The following is a 17,388-nucleotide window of genomic DNA, read 5'->3' on the forward strand; positions in this document are numbered from 1 at the left end:
TCACTTACCATGTTCAATAAACGTACCCGTCACATGAATACACATCGGAAAACGCGAGTATTCAGACCCATCGTTGCAGGCCTTACAGCCGGAATGTTGATGGTTCACGGGGGTATCGGCGTGTTACCGTCGCAGGCATATGCAGAAGCATCGGAGGTATCGATCCGTAACTGGTATCCCTATCAACACTTCACCGTACCTGAGCTGAAACCTTCCTGGACGGCGAAAGTAGATAACTACCTGAATATGAATGAGACGAACATCGGAGTTAATGCTATCGCAGAAGAGGGCAAAGTATTCACGTTCGCTGGATCGAAGTTAATTGCACTCGATGCCAAAACAGGTAAACGGCTGTGGACTTACGGCAAAGAACTGACCCCTTTTATCACCTATCAAGGCGGCGTTCTATACGGCCTGACCAGCAATCACAAGCCTTATGCCGTGAATGCGAAGACAGGAAAAGCCAAATGGCAGTCAGGCACATCCACCTGGATTGATACGTATTACCGTACGGAAGCCCTAGTTCCAACGGTGGATACCCTCTACGTAATTAAAGGAAGTACAACGTTTGCCCTGGACATCAAGTCAGGTAAGCTGCGCTGGGAGGCGAATGAACCGTTGAGCGATGGTCATGGTACTGCATATCTTGAAGAATCTAATGGTGTAGTGTTGAGAACCTTTTTTGTCCAAGGGGCACTTACTTCCACTCAGCTTAATGCGTATGACAAGAAAACGGGCAAGAAGTTATGGGATGAGTTTGGTCAGGGGGAAGCACTTCAGATCAAAGACGGTCTTGTATATTCAATGAACTACTATTCTCCAATGTCGGAAGATGACGATTCGTCACCCGAACGCAAATATCAGGTCAATATGTACAACCTGAAGACCGGTGTGTTGAAAGGAAGCCAGGAGTATACCTGGAAAATTCCGGGTGATCCACCGTATGTAAATGGGTATAAAGGGATATTTGCCAATAAAGACAAATTATACCTTCTACAAGGGGATAAGATAGCGGAGTATCCGTTGACCTCAACCAAGCCGGGAACCACGCCACTTCGAACTTTTCAGCGCCCTTACGGAGAAAATATGGTGTGGCTTGGCATTACACAGGAAAGGCTGATCTTCAAAAACGCCAATACGGGAGAACTCACAGGCATCAAGCTGGCCAATGGCCAAGAAGTCCAATGGAATGGGGATGCCCCGGTTTCTCAGATTGATGTTTACGGAAAAGGAATGTATCGGGCGCAGCGTAACGGCACACTGCTTGGTATCAACATGATGTCGGGTCAGCCCGTCTTTCGAGTCTCCACCGGAGGGGATCTGCATAACATGACGTTGAAAACGGACGGAATGATGATCATTCAAGCGGAAGGTAAACTGCTAGGGGTAAAGCTGCCAGCCTCGCTGAAATAAGTTTTATTTTGCATCCATATTATGAAAATAGGGAGGATTGATCCAGGTGAAACAATCGCGTTCTTTTATCATGAGCATTTCGCTGATCATTATGGTTTTGGCACTTGCAGCTTGCTCTGGTGGAAATGAACCTTCCGCTAGTCCTGAACCATCAACACCAACAGGTGAATCTGCTCCAGCACCTTCAACAGAGAATGAGCAAGCATCTGAAACGAACGAAACGAACGAAACAGAGCGACCCCAGACCAAAAGTTTTGAAATGTTGACAGCAGAAGGGAATCAATCACTGACGGCAACCTTGCAACAAGGAGAAGGATTTTCCTTGTATGTATTCGAGAAATTCACCTTTGACGCTGCCCAAGGCTGCTTGTTCCTGAGTAGCAACCCGGAGTATTATGTGGATATTGAACCGCTGCCTTCGGATTATAATCTGGCAGAACTGAAGACTGCGGGCAAGGCGGAGTTGGAGAAATTCGGTGAGGTGTCTGATTATAGCGGAGAGCTGGTGGAGCACCCGCTTGGTTTCGCGGAGCTCTATCTTCAATCTTCCAGTGGAGAAGGAATCAGTGATTTTATGATTTGGAAATCAAAAGAAGGGGATGCTTTTCTGTTCCGTCTTCATAATCCCAAAGGGGAAGAAGCCTCTGATTTCGCCAGTCCAGTCTGGGTTTCATTATCTACCGTTCAAAGCGATTCATAATCTGAGCTGACCAGGAAGCCTTGCAATGAAAGTCGCCAACGTGGCGGCTTTTTTTACTTTTTGCAGATTCCATGAATAGATTTCGAGACGATTCCATCTTTGCCATTTGACTTAGAGTATACTCTAAGGTGTAGACTTGCAAAAGAATGAAAAAGCATTGTAAAGGAGATGAACGTGATGACACAGGAAAAGGACTTTAAAAGCACCTTACAACATAAAATGGACTCTGGATTCGACCATCACAGCACGGCGGAGGACGTATTGAGAGATATTAATCTGTCAGGGCGCCTTGCTATTGTGACGGGTGGATATTCAGGCCTGGGACTGGAGACAACACGCGCGCTTGTACAAGCAGGAGCACAGGTCGTTGTCACAGCACGTCGGCCAGCAGTCGCTGAAGAAGCACTTGCCGGTCTGAAAGGTGTTGAGATTGACGAACTGGATCTCGCTGATCTAACCAGCGTTCGCTCTTTTGCCGAACGGTTTCTTGCAAGTGACCGTAGTATCGACATGCTGATCCTTAACGCCGGAATCATGGCTTGTCCAGAAACCAGGGTAGGCCCGGGTTGGGAAGCCCAGTTCGCAACGAACCATCTCGGTCACTTCGCGCTCACCAATCTGTTATGGCCTGCACTCGCAAGTCAGGGTGGCGCACGCGTTGTTTCCTTGGCATCAGCGGGACATCATTTCTCTCCGATTCGTTGGGATGACATCCAATTTGAGCATAGCTATGAGAAATTCCCTGCCTATGGGCAGTCCAAAACAGCAACCATTTTGTTCAGTGTTGAGCTGGACAGACGTGGTGCTGATCAGGGGGTACGTGCATTTTCGGTGCATCCGGGCGGAATTTTGACACCGCTGCAACGACATATGGCAAAAGAGGAAATGGTTGCATTGGGCTGGATTGATGAATCTGGACAAGTCGCCAATCCTGCGTTCAAAACGCCCCAGCAAGGTGCAGCAACTCAAGTATGGGCAGCCACTTCTCCTCAGCTTGAGGGAAAGGGCGGCGTTTACTGCGAGGATTGTGACATCAGTGAATTAGCTCCCGAGGATGGAGGCTTCTACGGGGTCAAGAAGTACGCCATCGATCCCGAGCAAGCTCTTCGTTTATGGGAGCTATCGGCCAAGTTGACTCAAACGGACCTACCAATCTCTTGAATACGTTCTTTTCTTGTTCACAAGAGAACGGCAGTCAGAGTAAGTAAACAAAAGAGCAATCTCTAATGAGGTTGCTCTTTTTGTCACGACTTATTTTGCCTAACCGTGTATACGCAGTTTCTTCCTCCCGCTAAAATGTACTCGCCCCGTTCAATATGAACATTATTTCCTAGAACCGTTTTAAATAAATGTAACTCATTCTTGCATAACCCGGTACATACAGCAGCAGCTTCACAGATCGGACAATGCTTTTCGATGAATAGGAGACTGCCATCATCCTGCTCCTTAACCTCGGCCATATAACCTTCATTCGTTCGAATCTCGGCCAATTTCTCCAGTTTCTCTTTAACATCTGATGTATCTCCAAGGTGCTGGAGATATTGTTGTTGCATAGTCTTATTTCGAACAGCCAGCAGCTTGTCGAGCCCCTCATTACCAAAAGCTTCTTTCATGGAATTAATCAGACTAACGGATAAATCCGAATATCCACTCGGAAAAAAACGATTCGCCGCGGGAGTTAATATCCATAGCTTGGTGGGTCGACCCATGGGACGTGCCTCTTCTACATTCGTAACGAGCCCTTCTTCTTTCAGCGCATTCAAATGTTGACGGATGGCCATTCCTGAAAGAGAAAATTGGGAGGAGAGTGCCACAACATCCATTCCCCCTCGCTCCTTTAACAGATCAATGATTGCTCTTCGGGTACTGGTTGAGGCATCCTTTTTAGTTTGATTTTGGCTCATGGTGTACCTCCTTTTGTAGCATCTCAATCTACATCACTGATTACATTTTAAATAAAAATATTGACAAAGTCAAAGCTGAACTGTAGTTTAGACATTGTAAATAAAAATGTTTACTAAGTATCCGGATACGATGTTTACATACCAATTTTCTTGGAGGTCACATTTCATGTCGTCTAATCATCAAAGTATTTTCAGCCCGCGTTATTTTGCACTAACCATAGGTATTATTCTGTCAGTGATGGCCGTTGGATTTGAAGGTCTGTCCGTAACTACCATTGCCCCTTCGATTGCTGGAGACTTGAACGGTCTTAGCCTGTTTGGGTGGATATTCAGTACATATCTGCTTGCACAGATTGTCGGAACGCTGGTCGTTGGTCGAATCATAGATAGAAGAGGACCAGCAGCACCATTCACTTTCGCACTTCTTTTGTTTATCACCGGGCTGATCGCTGCAGCAACAGCAGGCGACATGTATACCATGATAGGATCACGGGCTATGCAGGGTTTGGGTGCCGGAGCAATGATGACTTGTGTGTATACGGCAATATCCTTAAGTTACCCGGATGAATTACGTGCCAAAATACTCGGAGCATTCGGTACAGCTTATGTTCTTCCGTCCATGCTTGGTCCGTACGTTGCAGGTCTTATCGCAGATCAGTGGTCTTGGCGGCTTGTTTTCTGGGTAATATTGCCTATATTGGCTATTTCAGCGTTTCTTAGTTTGCCTGCTTTTACGAAATTAAAGATACAGAAGACGCAAAGGGATACCGGGGCTTCATCGACTTGGATGGCGTTACTGTTAACACTGGGGACAGGGATTTTCTTGGTCGGTCTAAGTGAGCTTCCGAGCATTATGGGATTTGTTCTAGTCTTTATCGGCTTAGCTCTCATGATATTTCCGCTCCGCAAACTGCTACCGAAGGGAACACTTACGTTTCGTAGAGGCATGCCAGCTATTCTGGCAACACGCGGGCTGTTCTTCGCTGCCTATACCAGCACTCAGAATTTCTTGGTATTGGCTTTAATCGATGTGAAAGGAATTACGCCTTCTCAAGCCGGATTAATAGTAGCGAGTGCTGCATTGAGTTGGTGCGTCATAGCGTATCTGCAAGGGCGGTGGGATTCGGCAGATCAGGGCCGTGGACGTCATACGAGAATTATTCTGGGAGTATTGCTGCTCGCCATAGGGATTGCCATCGTATTTTGGGTGCCCGTTGTGACCGTTACTGTTGCAGTTATTGGGCAGATCGTCGCTGGTATCGGAATTGGATTGGCCCATCCGATTAGCGGCGTTGTGGCATTTTCCAAAACAGAGGAAGGTGGTGCCGGCAAAACCTCTGCAAATCTGCAATTTGCGGATTCATTTACACCTGGTGTAGTGATCGGGATCGGTGGTTCCATTCTTGTGGTATGTCAGGCTGGGGGAATGTCACTGCAAGCCGGATTAATTGTAGCCATGGGTTTCCATCTCTTGTTGATCGTAATGAGTTTATTTGCGAGTACTCGGATCTCACAACAATCCATCTAGAATGATAAAAAAACGTTCCACGTCATTATAAACGTGGAACGATTTAAAATACATTTATAAGAATGCTGATCATAAGAAAGAGGGTGTACCGATCCTTGTCCACTGAAGATACGGAGAAACTTTTTCTAGCTTATCGCATCATCGGGACTAAATGGACTATCCATATATTATTTACTCTTTCTCATGGCCCGAAGAAATTCAGCGAAATTTCCCAGAGTATTCCTTCCCTTTCGGAAATGATCCTTTCCAAGCGTTTAAAGGATCTTCAACATCATCATTTGGTTAAAAGAACAAGCCTGACACGCCCTACACAAATCATTTATGAGCTTACGCCCAAAGGAGCTGCTCTTGCTGCTTTCATACCCTGTCTAACAGACTGGGTTACGGGGTTCTCTGAATGATACATGTGTTAATCCTCTCAGATACGCATCACATTGTTAAAAGTTTAAGTGTATTGATTCGAACTGAACCGTCTTTTTACCTCGTGGAGACTGGGCCGAATCTGATTCATAGCTTTCATCAAATTCCAGACAATTCAGTACTTATCATAGATATTAATTTGAAACATGTAGAGCCGTTATTAAAACGATTTTCGGAGAAATACAGCGTATTATTGTACAGCGGTTCTTTAGAAATCAATGATATTCCGCCCACGCTGCAAAAATATCGTTGTCGTTACTTTAATGCGTATACCAGTCCTGAAGAAATTATTAAACTTTTATAGGAGGAATGAAGATGAACATTGAGGTCAGTGATAAAGCATCAGACAAAATCGCCGAAATCTTATTAAGCGCAAATACCCGAAATCCCTTTCTTAGAGTAGGTGTTGAAGAAGGGGGATGCAGTGGATTATCCTATACCCTTGTCGTGGACGAGCAGCAGACAGAAGAGGATTTTGTATTAACTAAAGATGAATTTAATATAGTGGTTCACACAAATAGTATTCCATATATTGACGGTCTTGAGATTGACTATGAAGAAAGTGGAATGTTGGGCGGATTCACCATGAATAACCCTAATGCAAAAGTTTCATGTGGATGCGGGGCCAGTTTCAGAATGGCCAACTATCGGGGCGAAGTTAAAAAATGTGATTAACTGCAGGGAGGAGAGAAGTGGAATGATATCATTTGTAGTATCTGAAAAAGCAATAGATTCATTTAAGAATGAATGGGGTTTGGAAGAGTCCCAATATGTAAGGATTTACGCGAAATATGTGGGTGGAGGCTCAGATGCTTTTACGATTGGCATAAATGTAAGTGCTACACCGATCGATCCAGCATTGGTTCAATGCATTGGCGGATTTCATTTCTTTGTTGAAAAAACAGATGCTTGGATTTTACAGGATGAACTTCTTGAAATTGATTGCAATGAAAATGGCATATTTTCAAACAAAATCTCCTATTGAGCATATAATAAAGAAGGAGCATCTCTATTCAGCGATGACACAATCATTTCTTTATGAACTCAGGGAGAGAATATCATGAACCTATTTGAAAATCACATACCTTTGGAAAAGGTAAAACGTAATGAGCCTCTGAAAGACCACACGTATATAAAGTTAGGTGGTAAAGCAGATATACTTATTCATCCAACAACGAAAGACGAAATTACAACCATCGTTGACATTGCAAAAGAACATCAATTGCCTTTGACTGTGATTGGAAAAGGATCAAATGTCATCATCAAAGAGAGCGGAATCAGAGGGGTAACGATTTCTTTGAGTGATTTTGATCAAATCCAGGTGAGCGGGAACAGGATTGTTGCGCAAAGCGGTGCCAATATCATTGATGTCTCCAGAATTGCATTGGATCATAGCTTAACGGGTCTGGAGTTTGCATGTGGAATACCGGGTAGCACCGGAGGCGCCCTATATATGAATGCGGGTGCTTATGGTGGTCAAATGGCTGAAGTTGTCGAACGTGCGAGTGTAATTACCAAAGATGGAGAAGTGCTAGATATATCCCGAGCAGACATGGAACTTGGTTATCGGGACAGTATCTTCAGAACGAATGAACATATCATACTTGAGGTCGAGTTTAAGCTCGAAAAAGGAAACAAGGATGTTATTTCCAGTATAATGCAGGATTTAACGTATAAAAGAGAATCTAAACAACCTCTGGAATTCCCCTCATGTGGCAGTGTATTTAAACGTCCAGAGGGATACTTTGCAGGAAAATTGATTCAGGATTGCAACTTGCAAGGCACCCGCATTGGAGGAGCCGAAATCTCTATGAAGCATGCAGGTTTTATCATTAATGCAGATCATGCAACCGCAGAGGATTATTTGGCGTTAATCCATTTAATCAAACAAAGAGTGAATGAGACATTTAATATTGATTTGGAGACAGAAGTCATTATTTTGGGAGAATAAGTTCTTCTATGGACTACTTTAAAGCCGCCTTGCCTTTGGTCATACCCCTGTCAAGTAGACAGATGAAAAAAGCTATGCTGCCAGTGCGCATCGATATTCAATCGGTGCGCGCTGTTTGAGTTTGGCTTGAAAGCGTCGGTAGTTGTAATTGTAAATGTAATCTTCCACAGCTTGTCGAATCTCTGCTTCTGAATTACACTGGTTAAGGTACAGCTTCTCTGTTTTGAGATGCGAAAAGAAAGATTCGATGCATGCGTTATCCAGGCAGGTTGCTTTGCGAGAGTGGCTGCCCTTGACGCCGAATGCTTCTAATCGTGAGTTGTACGCCTGAGACGTGTACTGGAAGCCCTGATCCGAATGGAGCACGGCTTCCGAAACGTCTCTTTTTTGTGTCCATTGTTCTACCGTATCCAATACGAGCTGAACATCGTTCCGTTTAGATAACTGCCAAGCTACAATCTCGTTGTTGAACAAGTCTTGAATCACAGACAGGTAAACGAATGCGCTCCCATCCGAAATATAGGTAATATCCGTCACCATTTTTTGCTGGGGTGCTGTGGCATGAAATTGGCGCTTCAGGCGATTCGGATAGATAACAGATGGCGTATAGCTGGACTTCTTCCGCTTCTTGCGAATCACCGATTGGATCGATAGTTCCCGCATGATTCGCCATACTTTCTTGTGATTGACGTTCAGACCGGCCTCCCACAACGCCGTTGTCATGCGAGGATAACCAAACTCTCGGTTTGCAAAATGAATAGCCATCATGTGTTCTTTGATCTCACGATCACGGTCTTGTCTTGCGTCTCGCTGCGGCTGGGTTGCTCGCCATTTGTAGTAACTGGATCGGGGTATTCCTGCAATTGTTAATAGGCGTGTAATGCCATGCAAGCAGCGCAATTCATCTAGGATATCGTAGTTCTCCCGTTGGCTCAGCGCTTCTCCTTTGCTAGATTGGGATACCGCTTTTTTAAATAATCCACCTGTGCTTGAAGATAATCTCGTTCTTCCTCCACGCTGCCAAAGGTTGTACGGGGACGTCCCTTCAGTGGATTCGGGACACTGTTTTTTCGCTCATCGAAAGCTTCCCCGTTTATCCACTTTTTCACCCACACCTTCAATTGTGAACAGTTTCGAATCCCCTCGCGCTCAGCAACCACCTTGTAACTTGAAGAACCTTCGACATATGATCTAACTGCATTCAATTTGAATTCTTCGGTATACGTCTGAAATGTTTGCCCTTTTTTCGCCATAAAAATATCCCCTCCAAGTGTCACTTGAACCCCCATGATAACATGAAGGTTTTTTTAAGTGTCTACTTAAAGGGGATAATACCACCTTTGGCGGTTTTTTTTTGTTAGTTGAGTAGCCATTCTCGTCGTATTTACTTATTAAACATTTTTATTTACAAAGTAGAGCGTTTATTGTATATTTAGAACATAAAAAAGGTGAATTTTACCATAAGTTCATCTATTATGGAGGTGTAGGAGACAAACAACAATCAGAATGGGATTTTTGATAGACAGCACAGGGCGCTTACGATTGGTATTATGCTGGTTCTGACAACCGTAGCTTTCGAGGGGCTGGCTATTACAACAATTGCGGCGAAAATGGCACAAAGCTTGGAGGGTATCCATTTATACGGTTGGATCTTCAGCGCATTTTTGTTATCCCAGCTTATTGGAACCCTGGTGATGGGGCAGCAGGTTGACAAACGCGGTGTTTTTACATCCATGCTCGTGTCGTTTAGTATTTTTGTGTTAGGAACTGTGGTCGCGGCTGTTTCTTTTGATATGCACATGCTTATCGCAGGAAGAGCCTTACAAGGTTTTGGGGCGGGAGCCTTGATCACATGTGTTTATACCTGTGTCACATTGCATTATTCAGACGCTCTTCGTACTCAAATTTTAGCAGCTTTCTCCATGGCATTTGTTCTGCCTTCCTTAATTGGGCCTTACCTGGCAGGTCTTATTGCCTCTTATATGTCATGGCGATTTGTTTTCTGGATTGTTTTACCCTTGATTGGAGTGGCATTGAGTCTCACATTTCGCTCTTTCCGTGATCTGCAGCTTCGGCAAGTACGGACAGGACCAGCCCAAACAGCCGACTCGAAGACTCTTTATGCGATTCTACTTGCCATTGGAACCGGATTGTTACTCACTGGACTTGGTATGATAACCGATTGGAAAGGAATAGTTCTCACTTTGGGTGGATTATTCGTCATGATTCCACAAATGCACAAACTTCTGCCCAGGGGCACCTTTACGGTGCAAAAAGGACTTCCTGCCACATTGGTTTCCAGAGGGTTGTATGTGGCTTGTTATTTTACAACGGAGAGCTTTGTGATCTTGGCACTAACCGAAGTAAAGGGGTTATCGGCAGACCTTGCCGGCCTCATTGTAGCAGCAGGTTCTTTGAGTTGGTCCGCCGCAGCGTGGTTGCAAGCCAAGCTCGATGTACGAGATTTAGGTCGTGGCCGAAAGCACAGAGTCATGGTGGGTATTGGGATTATGATTGCTGGAACTGTACTTGTGATCTTGGCTCTTCTGTTGTCAGACGGTGGAATTATACTCATCCTGCTCTCGCAAATGATTACCGGCTTCGGTGTTGGATTGGCTAATCCTACAACGGCGGCCATTGCTTTACAACATGCGGCGCCTAGGAAAGAGGGCGAGATGTCCGCCAATCTTCAATTCGTGGATTCCTTCTATATTGGAGTAAGCATCGGAGTTGGCGGCGCTCTTATCGCATTATCTGAAACTTTACAGTGGGGCATATCGACAGGAGTTGTGATCGTATTAACACTCCAATTACTATGGGGCTTATTAAGTTTCTTAGCATCTTTACGAATCACCGAACTCGTTCATCAAGAAGAACATCATCCGATCAGCCAGTCGAAAGAGAACATTCCCATGTAACGGATGACCATCGCGTCGTTAAATACATCACGAAGAACGGGGGAAAAATTACATTGGGAGGTGGATAAGATGGCACGTGTATTAGTTGTCATTACTCCGGCTGAAGGCCATGTGAATCCGTCGTTAGGATTAGTTACTCAGTTGATTGACAGTGGAGAGGAAGTTGTCTATGTGTGCACGGAGGAGTACCGCTCCCGAATTGAACAAACCGGAGCCCGGTTGATTACCTATCCATTTCCGCAAGATGCCTTCTCTCATGATCCAGTGTTGAAACCGCAGGAGTACAAGCATGCTTATCAGTTCATTTATATGATGGTAGGCGGTGTCATTCGGAGGATGATCCCCGAGGTGCTTCGAGTGATCGAAAATCAAAAGTTCGATTATATGATCTTTGATTCCCTGATGGGCTGGGGAGGGACTATTCTTGCAGAAAAATTGGGAATTCCCGCGGTGTGTTCGATTGCCTCCTTTGCTTTCGTAGATCCTTTGGGGGCTGGCGAAGGCATGAATGAGAAGGAGAAGAAAATGGATATGGATACGAAGGAACTGTATGAGGCTACGATGAAGATAACGCGTGAGTTAGCGCAAGAGTTTCAAGTGAGTATTCCAGCCATAGAAGAGATTCCGGCACATGCAGGTCGGTTAAAGCTTGTGTATACAAGCCGTTATTTTCAACCGCAGGCCGAAAAGCTGGACCCTAGCTTTATTTTCACGGGTCCTTCCATCATACCGCGTCAAGATGCTCCGAACTTCTCGTTCGAGCTACTTCGTCAACGTTACCAGCAAACCGTGTACATTGCCATGGGAACCATTTTAAATAAAAACCTGGATTTCTATCAGCTTTGCTTTGAAGCATTTGGGGATTTGCCAGTGAATGTGGTTCTATCTTCAGGAAGATATACGGATATGGTGCCGCTGGCTGATCGAATTCCTTCTAATTTTATCGTCATGCCATACATTGCACAGTTGGAAATGCTACAGCATACGGATGTTTTTATTACACATGCTGGAATGAACAGTACAAGTGAGGCGCTTTATTACAACGTTCCGTTGGTGATGATTCCGTTAACGTCGGATCAGCCACTCGTTGCCAAACGGGTACAGGAGTTGGGGGCGGGTATCACTTTAAATAAACATAACCTCAGTGCAGCTGATCTGAGAGAGGCATTAGGAGAAGTCCTAAGCAATCCGCGTTATAAACAGCAGGCTTGCCTCATCGGCGAATCTTTACGGCAGGCTGGTGGTTATAAGCGGGCCGCTGAGATGATTATGAATCATTTTGCTAAGGTTTAATCTTCATATTCCAACATCGATGACACGTCTTAGGGGCTCCTGCGGTAATCGGATCGTTAGTTTTGAGTGAGAATGATAGGTTTTGGAGCAAATGATCATCATAGAAACAGCGGCAGCCAAAGGCTTGATTTCAAGTCTTGGACTGCCGCTGTTTCTAATGTAGGAGGATTTCTGAATTAACTTACACTTGGATTGTTGGGGGTTCGATTGGCTTTCACATATTTAAGCTGAGCAACGATGATGACGCTAATGATGACCAACAGGAACCACGAACTGATTTTGCTAAAACTAACCAGTTGCCAGGCCTCGTGCTGGTCGGGGTATTTCCAGCCATTAAAGAATGTGGCTATATTCTCAGCAGCCCAGATGAAAAAACCGACAATGACAAAAGCAAGCGATAACGGCATTCGATAGGTTGTTGCTCGTACCCGGTAGATAATCCATGTTTTCCAGAAGACCATAAATACAAGCGCCGTTAGCCACCAGCGAAAATCGGGAATAAAATGATGGGTGAAAAAGTTGATATAGATAGCTGCTCCTAAGAGAAACGAAGGTGCCAACCCGGGCCAGCCGGTCATGTCCATACGCAGTCTGCGCCATACTTGGCACATAAAGCTGGCTACACTTGCATACATAAATCCACTATATAAAGGGACTCCGAGAATTTTGGTGTATGCTGGCTCAGGGTATGACCATGATCCCATCCATACTTTATATATTTCCAGCACCAGGCCAATGATGTGAAATACACAGATGACCTTGATTTCATCCCGGGTTTCCAATCCACTTCGATACATCAGGTACTGCACAACGAGCAATACGAGCAGAATGGCATCATAACGATGAAGGAAAGGGACCTGTATTACAGTGGAAAGAGCCAATGTTCCAAAGATTGCTACAGGAAATATGCAGCTCATGGCCTGATGATAGCCGAAGTGAAGTAGCTGTATTAGAGGTTTCAAATCGAGTTAATCTCCTTTCCAAACAGGTTTGAGCACGATTCATTATATGATTTGAGAGTGTTCATCATGGGCACTTTTTAGCCTACACTCATGATATAGATATCATCCAATAATAAAAAGAGAAAAAAACGCGTAAATCTGTTCTTGTTTTCAAAATCTAAAATGATCCCTTTCATTAACGATGATTCTCGATTGGACTGGAATAAAAGAATACAGACTTCTTTGCCTTGCGTAGGACTCGGCCTATTCTATGAGAAGGCTTCATGAGTAGGCGAATCGGTCATTCAATGTATATTCTCTCGTGGTTATGTTAAAATGAAATTCGTACAATTACATTAGACAAGGAGGCCGCCATGCAGCCGATACAACCTCAAGATATTCAGCTCCGGATTAATCACCTTGCTGATCAGGACTTATACGTACATCTCGAACTCACGTCAGGTGCATACGCACATCACCTGGACAGTACAAGACATCCGGCATCGGCATTCATTACCAATGCGGCCATACGATATACGCAGGGGTCCATCTCCGGTACAGGTCCATACCGAGTCGGTCTGAAAACCACTCAGGGCTGGATTTACGCCGAAGGCCTTACACACATTGATGAGCAGGAAAAAGAAAGACTGATTTTGGCCGGTCACGACAGCCAAGGCAAGCTGGTTGTGGCGTTACAACTGGGTCGGGAGATGTTCTGATGAAAGCGGAGGAACGAATAACCATGAATACTACACATAACGAGCATGAGCGCATCCTGGTGGTGTACCCACATCCTGATGATGAGGCTTTCTCTGCATCGGGAACGCTAGCCAAGTACATAGATGGTGGTGCCCATGTAACCTATGCTTGTCTGACACTCGGCGAGATGGGACGCAATATGGGGATTCCTCCCTTTGCCAACCGAGTCACGTTACCTACCATCCGCAAAGAGGAACTCATCGCAGCTTCGGAAGCGATTGGTATTCAGGACCTCAGGATGCTGGGCTTCCACGATAAAATGCTGGAGTTTGAAGATCCGCAGTTATTGGAAGGCAGCATCATGGCGTTGCTCAAGGAGCTGAAGCCTTCGCTCGTCATTACTTTCTATCCTGGGTACAGCGTTCATCCCGATCATGATGCGACGGGAGCCGCTGTCATACGTACAATCGCTCAACTTCCTGTGGCTGAGCGTCCAGTGGTTCACTGTGTGGCGTTCGCCAACAATCAGGAACAGTACATTGGCAAAGCGGATGTGATCGTTGACGTAACCGGATTTCTGGACCAAAAAATGGCGTCTATTCGAGCCCACCGTTCTCAATTCCAGGCAGCGGAGCTGGTTGGAAATCGTGAGCTGAACGATGAAGAAATTAAGCTTCGTTTCGGTAAAGAAACATTCTGGATCTATCCATTTGAATAACATGATTACTTGGAAGTCGCCGATATGTGGTATTATCTCCTTTAAGTAGACACTTAAAAAAGTGGTTGTCCAAAAGCCCTTAAAAAAACATATTGGTCGAGAAATGACACCGATACGTTCAAACGGGACGAAGCAGAGGTCTATCCTGCTTCGTCCCGTTTGCGTTTTTCCATCATTATGGCCCTTTGCGGGAGTTAATCAAACTATGCCACGATTAAATAGGCAAATCTTTTTTATCAAAAATAATGATTCCTGCAGCATACAGAAGTGCTGCGAGTCCGGCGAACACAGCCATTCCCACATACGCAAAGCTGTCACCCGCGAACAATCGTACCGGATCGAACAAGGAATACAAGGACATATTGCCAATCCAGCTCAACGTTTCTCCTGAATCGCCCAGCATTTGCAGTAGTACAAACGCAACAGGAATACCGGCCCCGAGTCCAAGACTATACTTGCTTTCATTCGCCAAACAAGAAGCGAAAAAACAGATACCATTGATGGCGTAATACATCAGAAGGGCGTACAGATTAAGCCAAATGAATTGGTTGATATCCATAAGCCCCGGAAACATGACAGATGATACGACAAGAGTTAGTACCGTGATCCAGCAAAAGATCGCTGTTATTGAAATCAGACTGTAGACCGCTTGGGTAACAGCAATACGTTTTCTTGAGTTGGACGTTGAAAGCAGATAGGACATGCTTCCTTTATCCACATGAGCGGCCATTATTCGGTGGTTCGTAACGATGGAAACAACCATGGGGAACAAATAGAGAAGAAGACTGTATAGTGTTCCGGAAAGAAAGGTAAGCAAGGTGGTTCCAACGTTCATTCCCATAGCATTGATGAGCTCAGGAGGAAGCATGTTCAGCATTTCTTTTAATGCATCGACGCTATCCGGATCGAACATACCGATCAGCATAATGGAGTAAAAAGAATAGATGGCTACAATAAGAAACCAAATGAACCGATTGGCCCGCATATTTGCTTTAAATAATGCCCAGGACATATTAATTTTGCTCCTTTCCATAGAAGCCCATGAAAATTTGCTCAAGCGTTTGGGGAGGGCACTCCATATGAATAACCTTGCACTGGGAGAGTGCGCTGAGCATTTGGTCATAGCCATCCGTAATCTTAATCTCCACACGTAAGGGACCCAATTCAGTATAAAGGAGCCCGTTATTTTGAAGGACCTGCATATCCTCCGCATGCGCCAGAGCGACTACAATGCTCTTCGGCAGTGTCCTTTTTAGCGAGTTTATGTTCTCCACGGTTACGATTGATCCTTCCCGTATGATGCCTACCCGTCCACAAGTGTGATCGACTTCATCAAAGAGATGGGAAGACATCAGTATCGTTTTGCCCCGGTTTCTTTCCTCAATAATCAGTTCCACAAATCTTCTCTGCATCAGTGGATCGAGCCCGCTTGTAGGTTCATCAAGAATAAGCACTGCAGGGTCGTGCATAAAAGCGGCGATCAATCCTACTTTTTGTTTCATCCCCTTGGACATTTTGCGGATCTTCCGATCCGATTCCAACTCGAAACGGTTGATTAATTGATCGCGGCGCAGTTTGTCGTTACGTCCTCTTAAATCATCAATAAAGTCCAGAAACTGCATGCCTGTCATGTTATCGTAAAATGCGATCTCGCCAGGCACATAACCCAAATTCTTCTGGATTTGTGCTGCTTCCCTTCTGCAGTCTAAGCCGTTAATACTAGCCTTCCCGCTGGAGGGGTTCACAAATCCCATCAGATGACGCAGAGTCGTTGTTTTTCCAGCACCATTGGGCCCAAGAAATCCAAAGACCTCTCCTTCTTCAACGTCAAAACTCACATCCCGAATCCCCTTACCATTCGAATAGATCTTGGTTAATGAGTGGACCTTGATCATTAATCTCAACCTCCATAAAAAAATATGTAACTATTACCATCTAAGTTACATAATATTATCAGCTTGATTAGATGTCAATAAAAATATAACATAGAGGTATATTGTTACATAATTCGCGGAGGATAGGACGGTAGGTTCCCATGAATGGCTTCGAAAAACGCAGAGAACAGAAAAAAAAGCAAATCCTGCAATCGCTAATCGATATGATTATGACTCGCAATTTTAAAGAAATCGGTGTAAGGGAGATCGCGCAACATGCTGGTGTGTCTCCTGCATCCATATATAATTTTTTTGGAAGCAAAGAAGAACTGGCCAAGGAGATTTTTTATCATCAAATGGATGAGTCGGGGAAGGAATTCAGTCTTTTGATGAACTCCGATATTCCTTTTGAAGACAAGATGAGCAAAATGTATGAGTTATCCGTAAACAATCAAGAGACGTTAAATAGTGAGGGCATAAAGAATTTTATGTTCGAAGATCCGGCATTCAAAGAGCATATTGAGGATTATGCCAGAAACGTTGTCATTCCCGAGCTTATGAAGCTGATCGAACAAGGCAAAGCCGAGGGGAAAATAAAAGGAGGCATATCGGCAGAAGCCATCATGATTTTCATGAATGGAATTATGGCCATGCTGAGCGAACCATCTTTCGCAGAAAAACTTAACGTAAATGTGCGAAAAGAGTTGGGCAAGCTGTTTCTTTACGGAATTCTGGGTAATAGGGAAGAGGGAAATTAATTATTTAAATACTTGAATGGCATTTATATAGTACAGTTGCTTGGGAAGTCGCCGATATGGCGGCTTTTTTGGTTTAAATCACAATATCGACACAAAAATGTGGTGTCTATAGCCTAATTGAGCTATATGGAAAAAACATCATTTTAAGTACACTGTGATCAGGCTTGTGATAACGCTTTATTTATTTTCTTGCTTCAATTGAGGATGAACATGGATGGTTTATTTGGTGTGGAATGGAGGGAATGGTGTGTACAGCAAACGTAGATTATGG

At 44.5% G+C, this 17,388-nt stretch carries 19 protein-coding genes; 13 read left to right on the forward strand and 6 right to left on the reverse strand.

Annotation, left to right across the window (positions count from 1 at the left end):
• Window positions 1-9: 9 nt before the first annotated feature.
• From ACR32F_RS14580 to ACR32F_RS14590, 3 genes are all read left to right on the forward strand, one after another.
• Window positions 10-1,413: an outer membrane protein assembly factor BamB family protein gene (locus tag ACR32F_RS14580; RefSeq protein ID WP_440119390.1), complete on the forward strand. Its 1,404-nt coding sequence runs from the start codon at window positions 10-12 to the stop codon at window positions 1,411-1,413.
• Between the two features lie 46 nt (window positions 1,414-1,459).
• Entirely contained in the window at window positions 1,460-2,113 is a 654-nt protein-coding gene (locus tag ACR32F_RS14585; protein ID WP_440119391.1) for a hypothetical protein, read from the forward strand.
• Window positions 2,114-2,290: 177 nt separating this feature from the next.
• Window positions 2,291-3,274 carry an SDR family NAD(P)-dependent oxidoreductase gene (locus ACR32F_RS14590; protein ID WP_440119392.1) on the forward strand — a complete coding sequence of 328 codons (984 nt, stop codon included), beginning with the start codon at window positions 2,291-2,293 and terminating at the stop codon, window positions 3,272-3,274.
• Window positions 3,275-3,357: 83 nt separating this feature from the next.
• On the opposite strand, the gene ACR32F_RS14595 is transcribed toward ACR32F_RS14590, so the two are convergent.
• A complete protein-coding gene (locus tag ACR32F_RS14595; protein ID WP_440119393.1) occupies window positions 3,358-4,017 on the reverse strand; it encodes a helix-turn-helix transcriptional regulator in 660 nt (219 codons plus the stop codon).
• A 166-nt stretch (window positions 4,018-4,183) separates the two neighbouring features.
• Here ACR32F_RS14595 and ACR32F_RS14600 point away from each other — a divergent pair, with 166 nt between their 5' ends.
• The 5 genes from ACR32F_RS14600 to murB all read left to right on the forward strand — a co-directional run bounded on the left by ACR32F_RS14600 (window position 4,184) and on the right by murB (window position 7,916).
• Window positions 4,184-5,545: an MFS transporter gene (locus ACR32F_RS14600; RefSeq protein WP_440119394.1), complete on the forward strand. Its 1,362-nt coding sequence runs from the start codon at window positions 4,184-4,186 to the stop codon at window positions 5,543-5,545.
• Window positions 5,546-5,640: 95 nt separating this feature from the next.
• A complete protein-coding gene (locus ACR32F_RS14605; RefSeq protein WP_440119395.1) occupies window positions 5,641-5,946 on the forward strand; it encodes a winged helix-turn-helix transcriptional regulator in 306 nt (101 codons plus the stop codon).
• A 334-nt stretch (window positions 5,947-6,280) separates the two neighbouring features.
• Window positions 6,281-6,640 (forward strand): HesB/IscA family protein, encoded by a 360-nt coding sequence (locus ACR32F_RS14610; RefSeq protein ID WP_440119397.1) that lies wholly within the window; start codon window positions 6,281-6,283, stop codon window positions 6,638-6,640.
• Between the two features lie 22 nt (window positions 6,641-6,662).
• Window positions 6,663-6,950, forward strand: coding sequence for a HesB/YadR/YfhF family protein (locus tag ACR32F_RS14615; RefSeq protein WP_440119398.1), 288 nt, complete (start codon window positions 6,663-6,665; stop codon window positions 6,948-6,950).
• Window positions 6,951-7,025: 75 nt separating this feature from the next.
• Window positions 7,026-7,916: a UDP-N-acetylmuramate dehydrogenase gene (murB, locus tag ACR32F_RS14620; protein ID WP_440119399.1), complete on the forward strand. Its 891-nt coding sequence runs from the start codon at window positions 7,026-7,028 to the stop codon at window positions 7,914-7,916.
• A gap of 72 nt (window positions 7,917-7,988) precedes the next feature.
• Here the strand turns inward: murB and ACR32F_RS14625 are convergent, their stop codons facing one another.
• Window positions 7,989-8,852, reverse strand: coding sequence for an IS3 family transposase (locus ACR32F_RS14625; RefSeq protein ID WP_440119858.1), 864 nt, complete (start codon window positions 8,850-8,852; stop codon window positions 7,989-7,991).
• On the reverse strand, window positions 8,849-9,169 hold the full coding sequence (locus tag ACR32F_RS14630) for a transposase (protein WP_440111819.1): 321 nt from the start codon (window positions 9,167-9,169) through the stop codon (window positions 8,849-8,851). Before ACR32F_RS14630 ends, ACR32F_RS14625 begins: the two co-directional genes overlap by 4 nt.
• Window positions 9,170-9,466: 297 nt before the next feature.
• Between ACR32F_RS14630 and ACR32F_RS14635 the strand changes: the two genes are divergently transcribed.
• Both ACR32F_RS14635 and ACR32F_RS14640 read left to right on the forward strand, forming a co-directional pair.
• Window positions 9,467-10,834, forward strand: a complete 1,368-nt coding sequence (locus tag ACR32F_RS14635; RefSeq protein WP_440119400.1) for an MFS transporter — start codon at window positions 9,467-9,469, stop codon at window positions 10,832-10,834.
• Window positions 10,835-10,903: 69 nt separating this feature from the next.
• Window positions 10,904-12,127 carry a macrolide family glycosyltransferase gene (locus ACR32F_RS14640; protein ID WP_440119401.1) on the forward strand — a complete coding sequence of 408 codons (1,224 nt, stop codon included), beginning with the start codon at window positions 10,904-10,906 and terminating at the stop codon, window positions 12,125-12,127.
• Window positions 12,128-12,303: 176 nt separating this feature from the next.
• Here the strand turns inward: ACR32F_RS14640 and ACR32F_RS14645 are convergent, their stop codons facing one another.
• A complete protein-coding gene (locus tag ACR32F_RS14645; protein ID WP_440119402.1) occupies window positions 12,304-13,089 on the reverse strand; it encodes a DUF817 domain-containing protein in 786 nt (261 codons plus the stop codon).
• 353 nt (window positions 13,090-13,442) lie between these two features.
• On the opposite strand from ACR32F_RS14645, the gene ACR32F_RS14650 reads away from it, so the two are divergent.
• Window positions 13,443-13,787, forward strand: coding sequence for a YojF family protein (locus ACR32F_RS14650; protein ID WP_440119404.1), 345 nt, complete (start codon window positions 13,443-13,445; stop codon window positions 13,785-13,787).
• 23 nt (window positions 13,788-13,810) lie between these two features.
• Complete coding sequence (gene bshB2 / locus ACR32F_RS14655) at window positions 13,811-14,485, forward strand: bacillithiol biosynthesis deacetylase BshB2 (RefSeq protein WP_440119406.1); 675 nt, start codon at window positions 13,811-13,813, stop codon at window positions 14,483-14,485.
• Window positions 14,486-14,699: 214 nt separating this feature from the next.
• Here bshB2 and ACR32F_RS14660 read toward each other — a convergent pair whose 3' ends face one another.
• Entirely contained in the window at window positions 14,700-15,497 is a 798-nt protein-coding gene (locus ACR32F_RS14660) for a hypothetical protein (protein WP_440119407.1), read from the reverse strand.
• A 1-nt stretch (window position 15,498) separates the two neighbouring features.
• Complete coding sequence (locus ACR32F_RS14665) at window positions 15,499-16,380, reverse strand: ABC transporter ATP-binding protein (protein WP_440119408.1); 882 nt, start codon at window positions 16,378-16,380, stop codon at window positions 15,499-15,501.
• Window positions 16,381-16,520: 140 nt separating this feature from the next.
• On the opposite strand from ACR32F_RS14665, the gene ACR32F_RS14670 reads away from it, so the two are divergent.
• Entirely contained in the window at window positions 16,521-17,117 is a 597-nt protein-coding gene (locus ACR32F_RS14670) for a TetR/AcrR family transcriptional regulator (protein ID WP_440119409.1), read from the forward strand.
• The last annotated feature ends 271 nt before the right edge of the window (window positions 17,118-17,388 follow it).

Source organism: Paenibacillus hebaui (genome assembly GCF_051934385.1).
Classification (GTDB): Bacteria; Bacillota; Bacilli; order Paenibacillales; family Paenibacillaceae; genus Paenibacillus.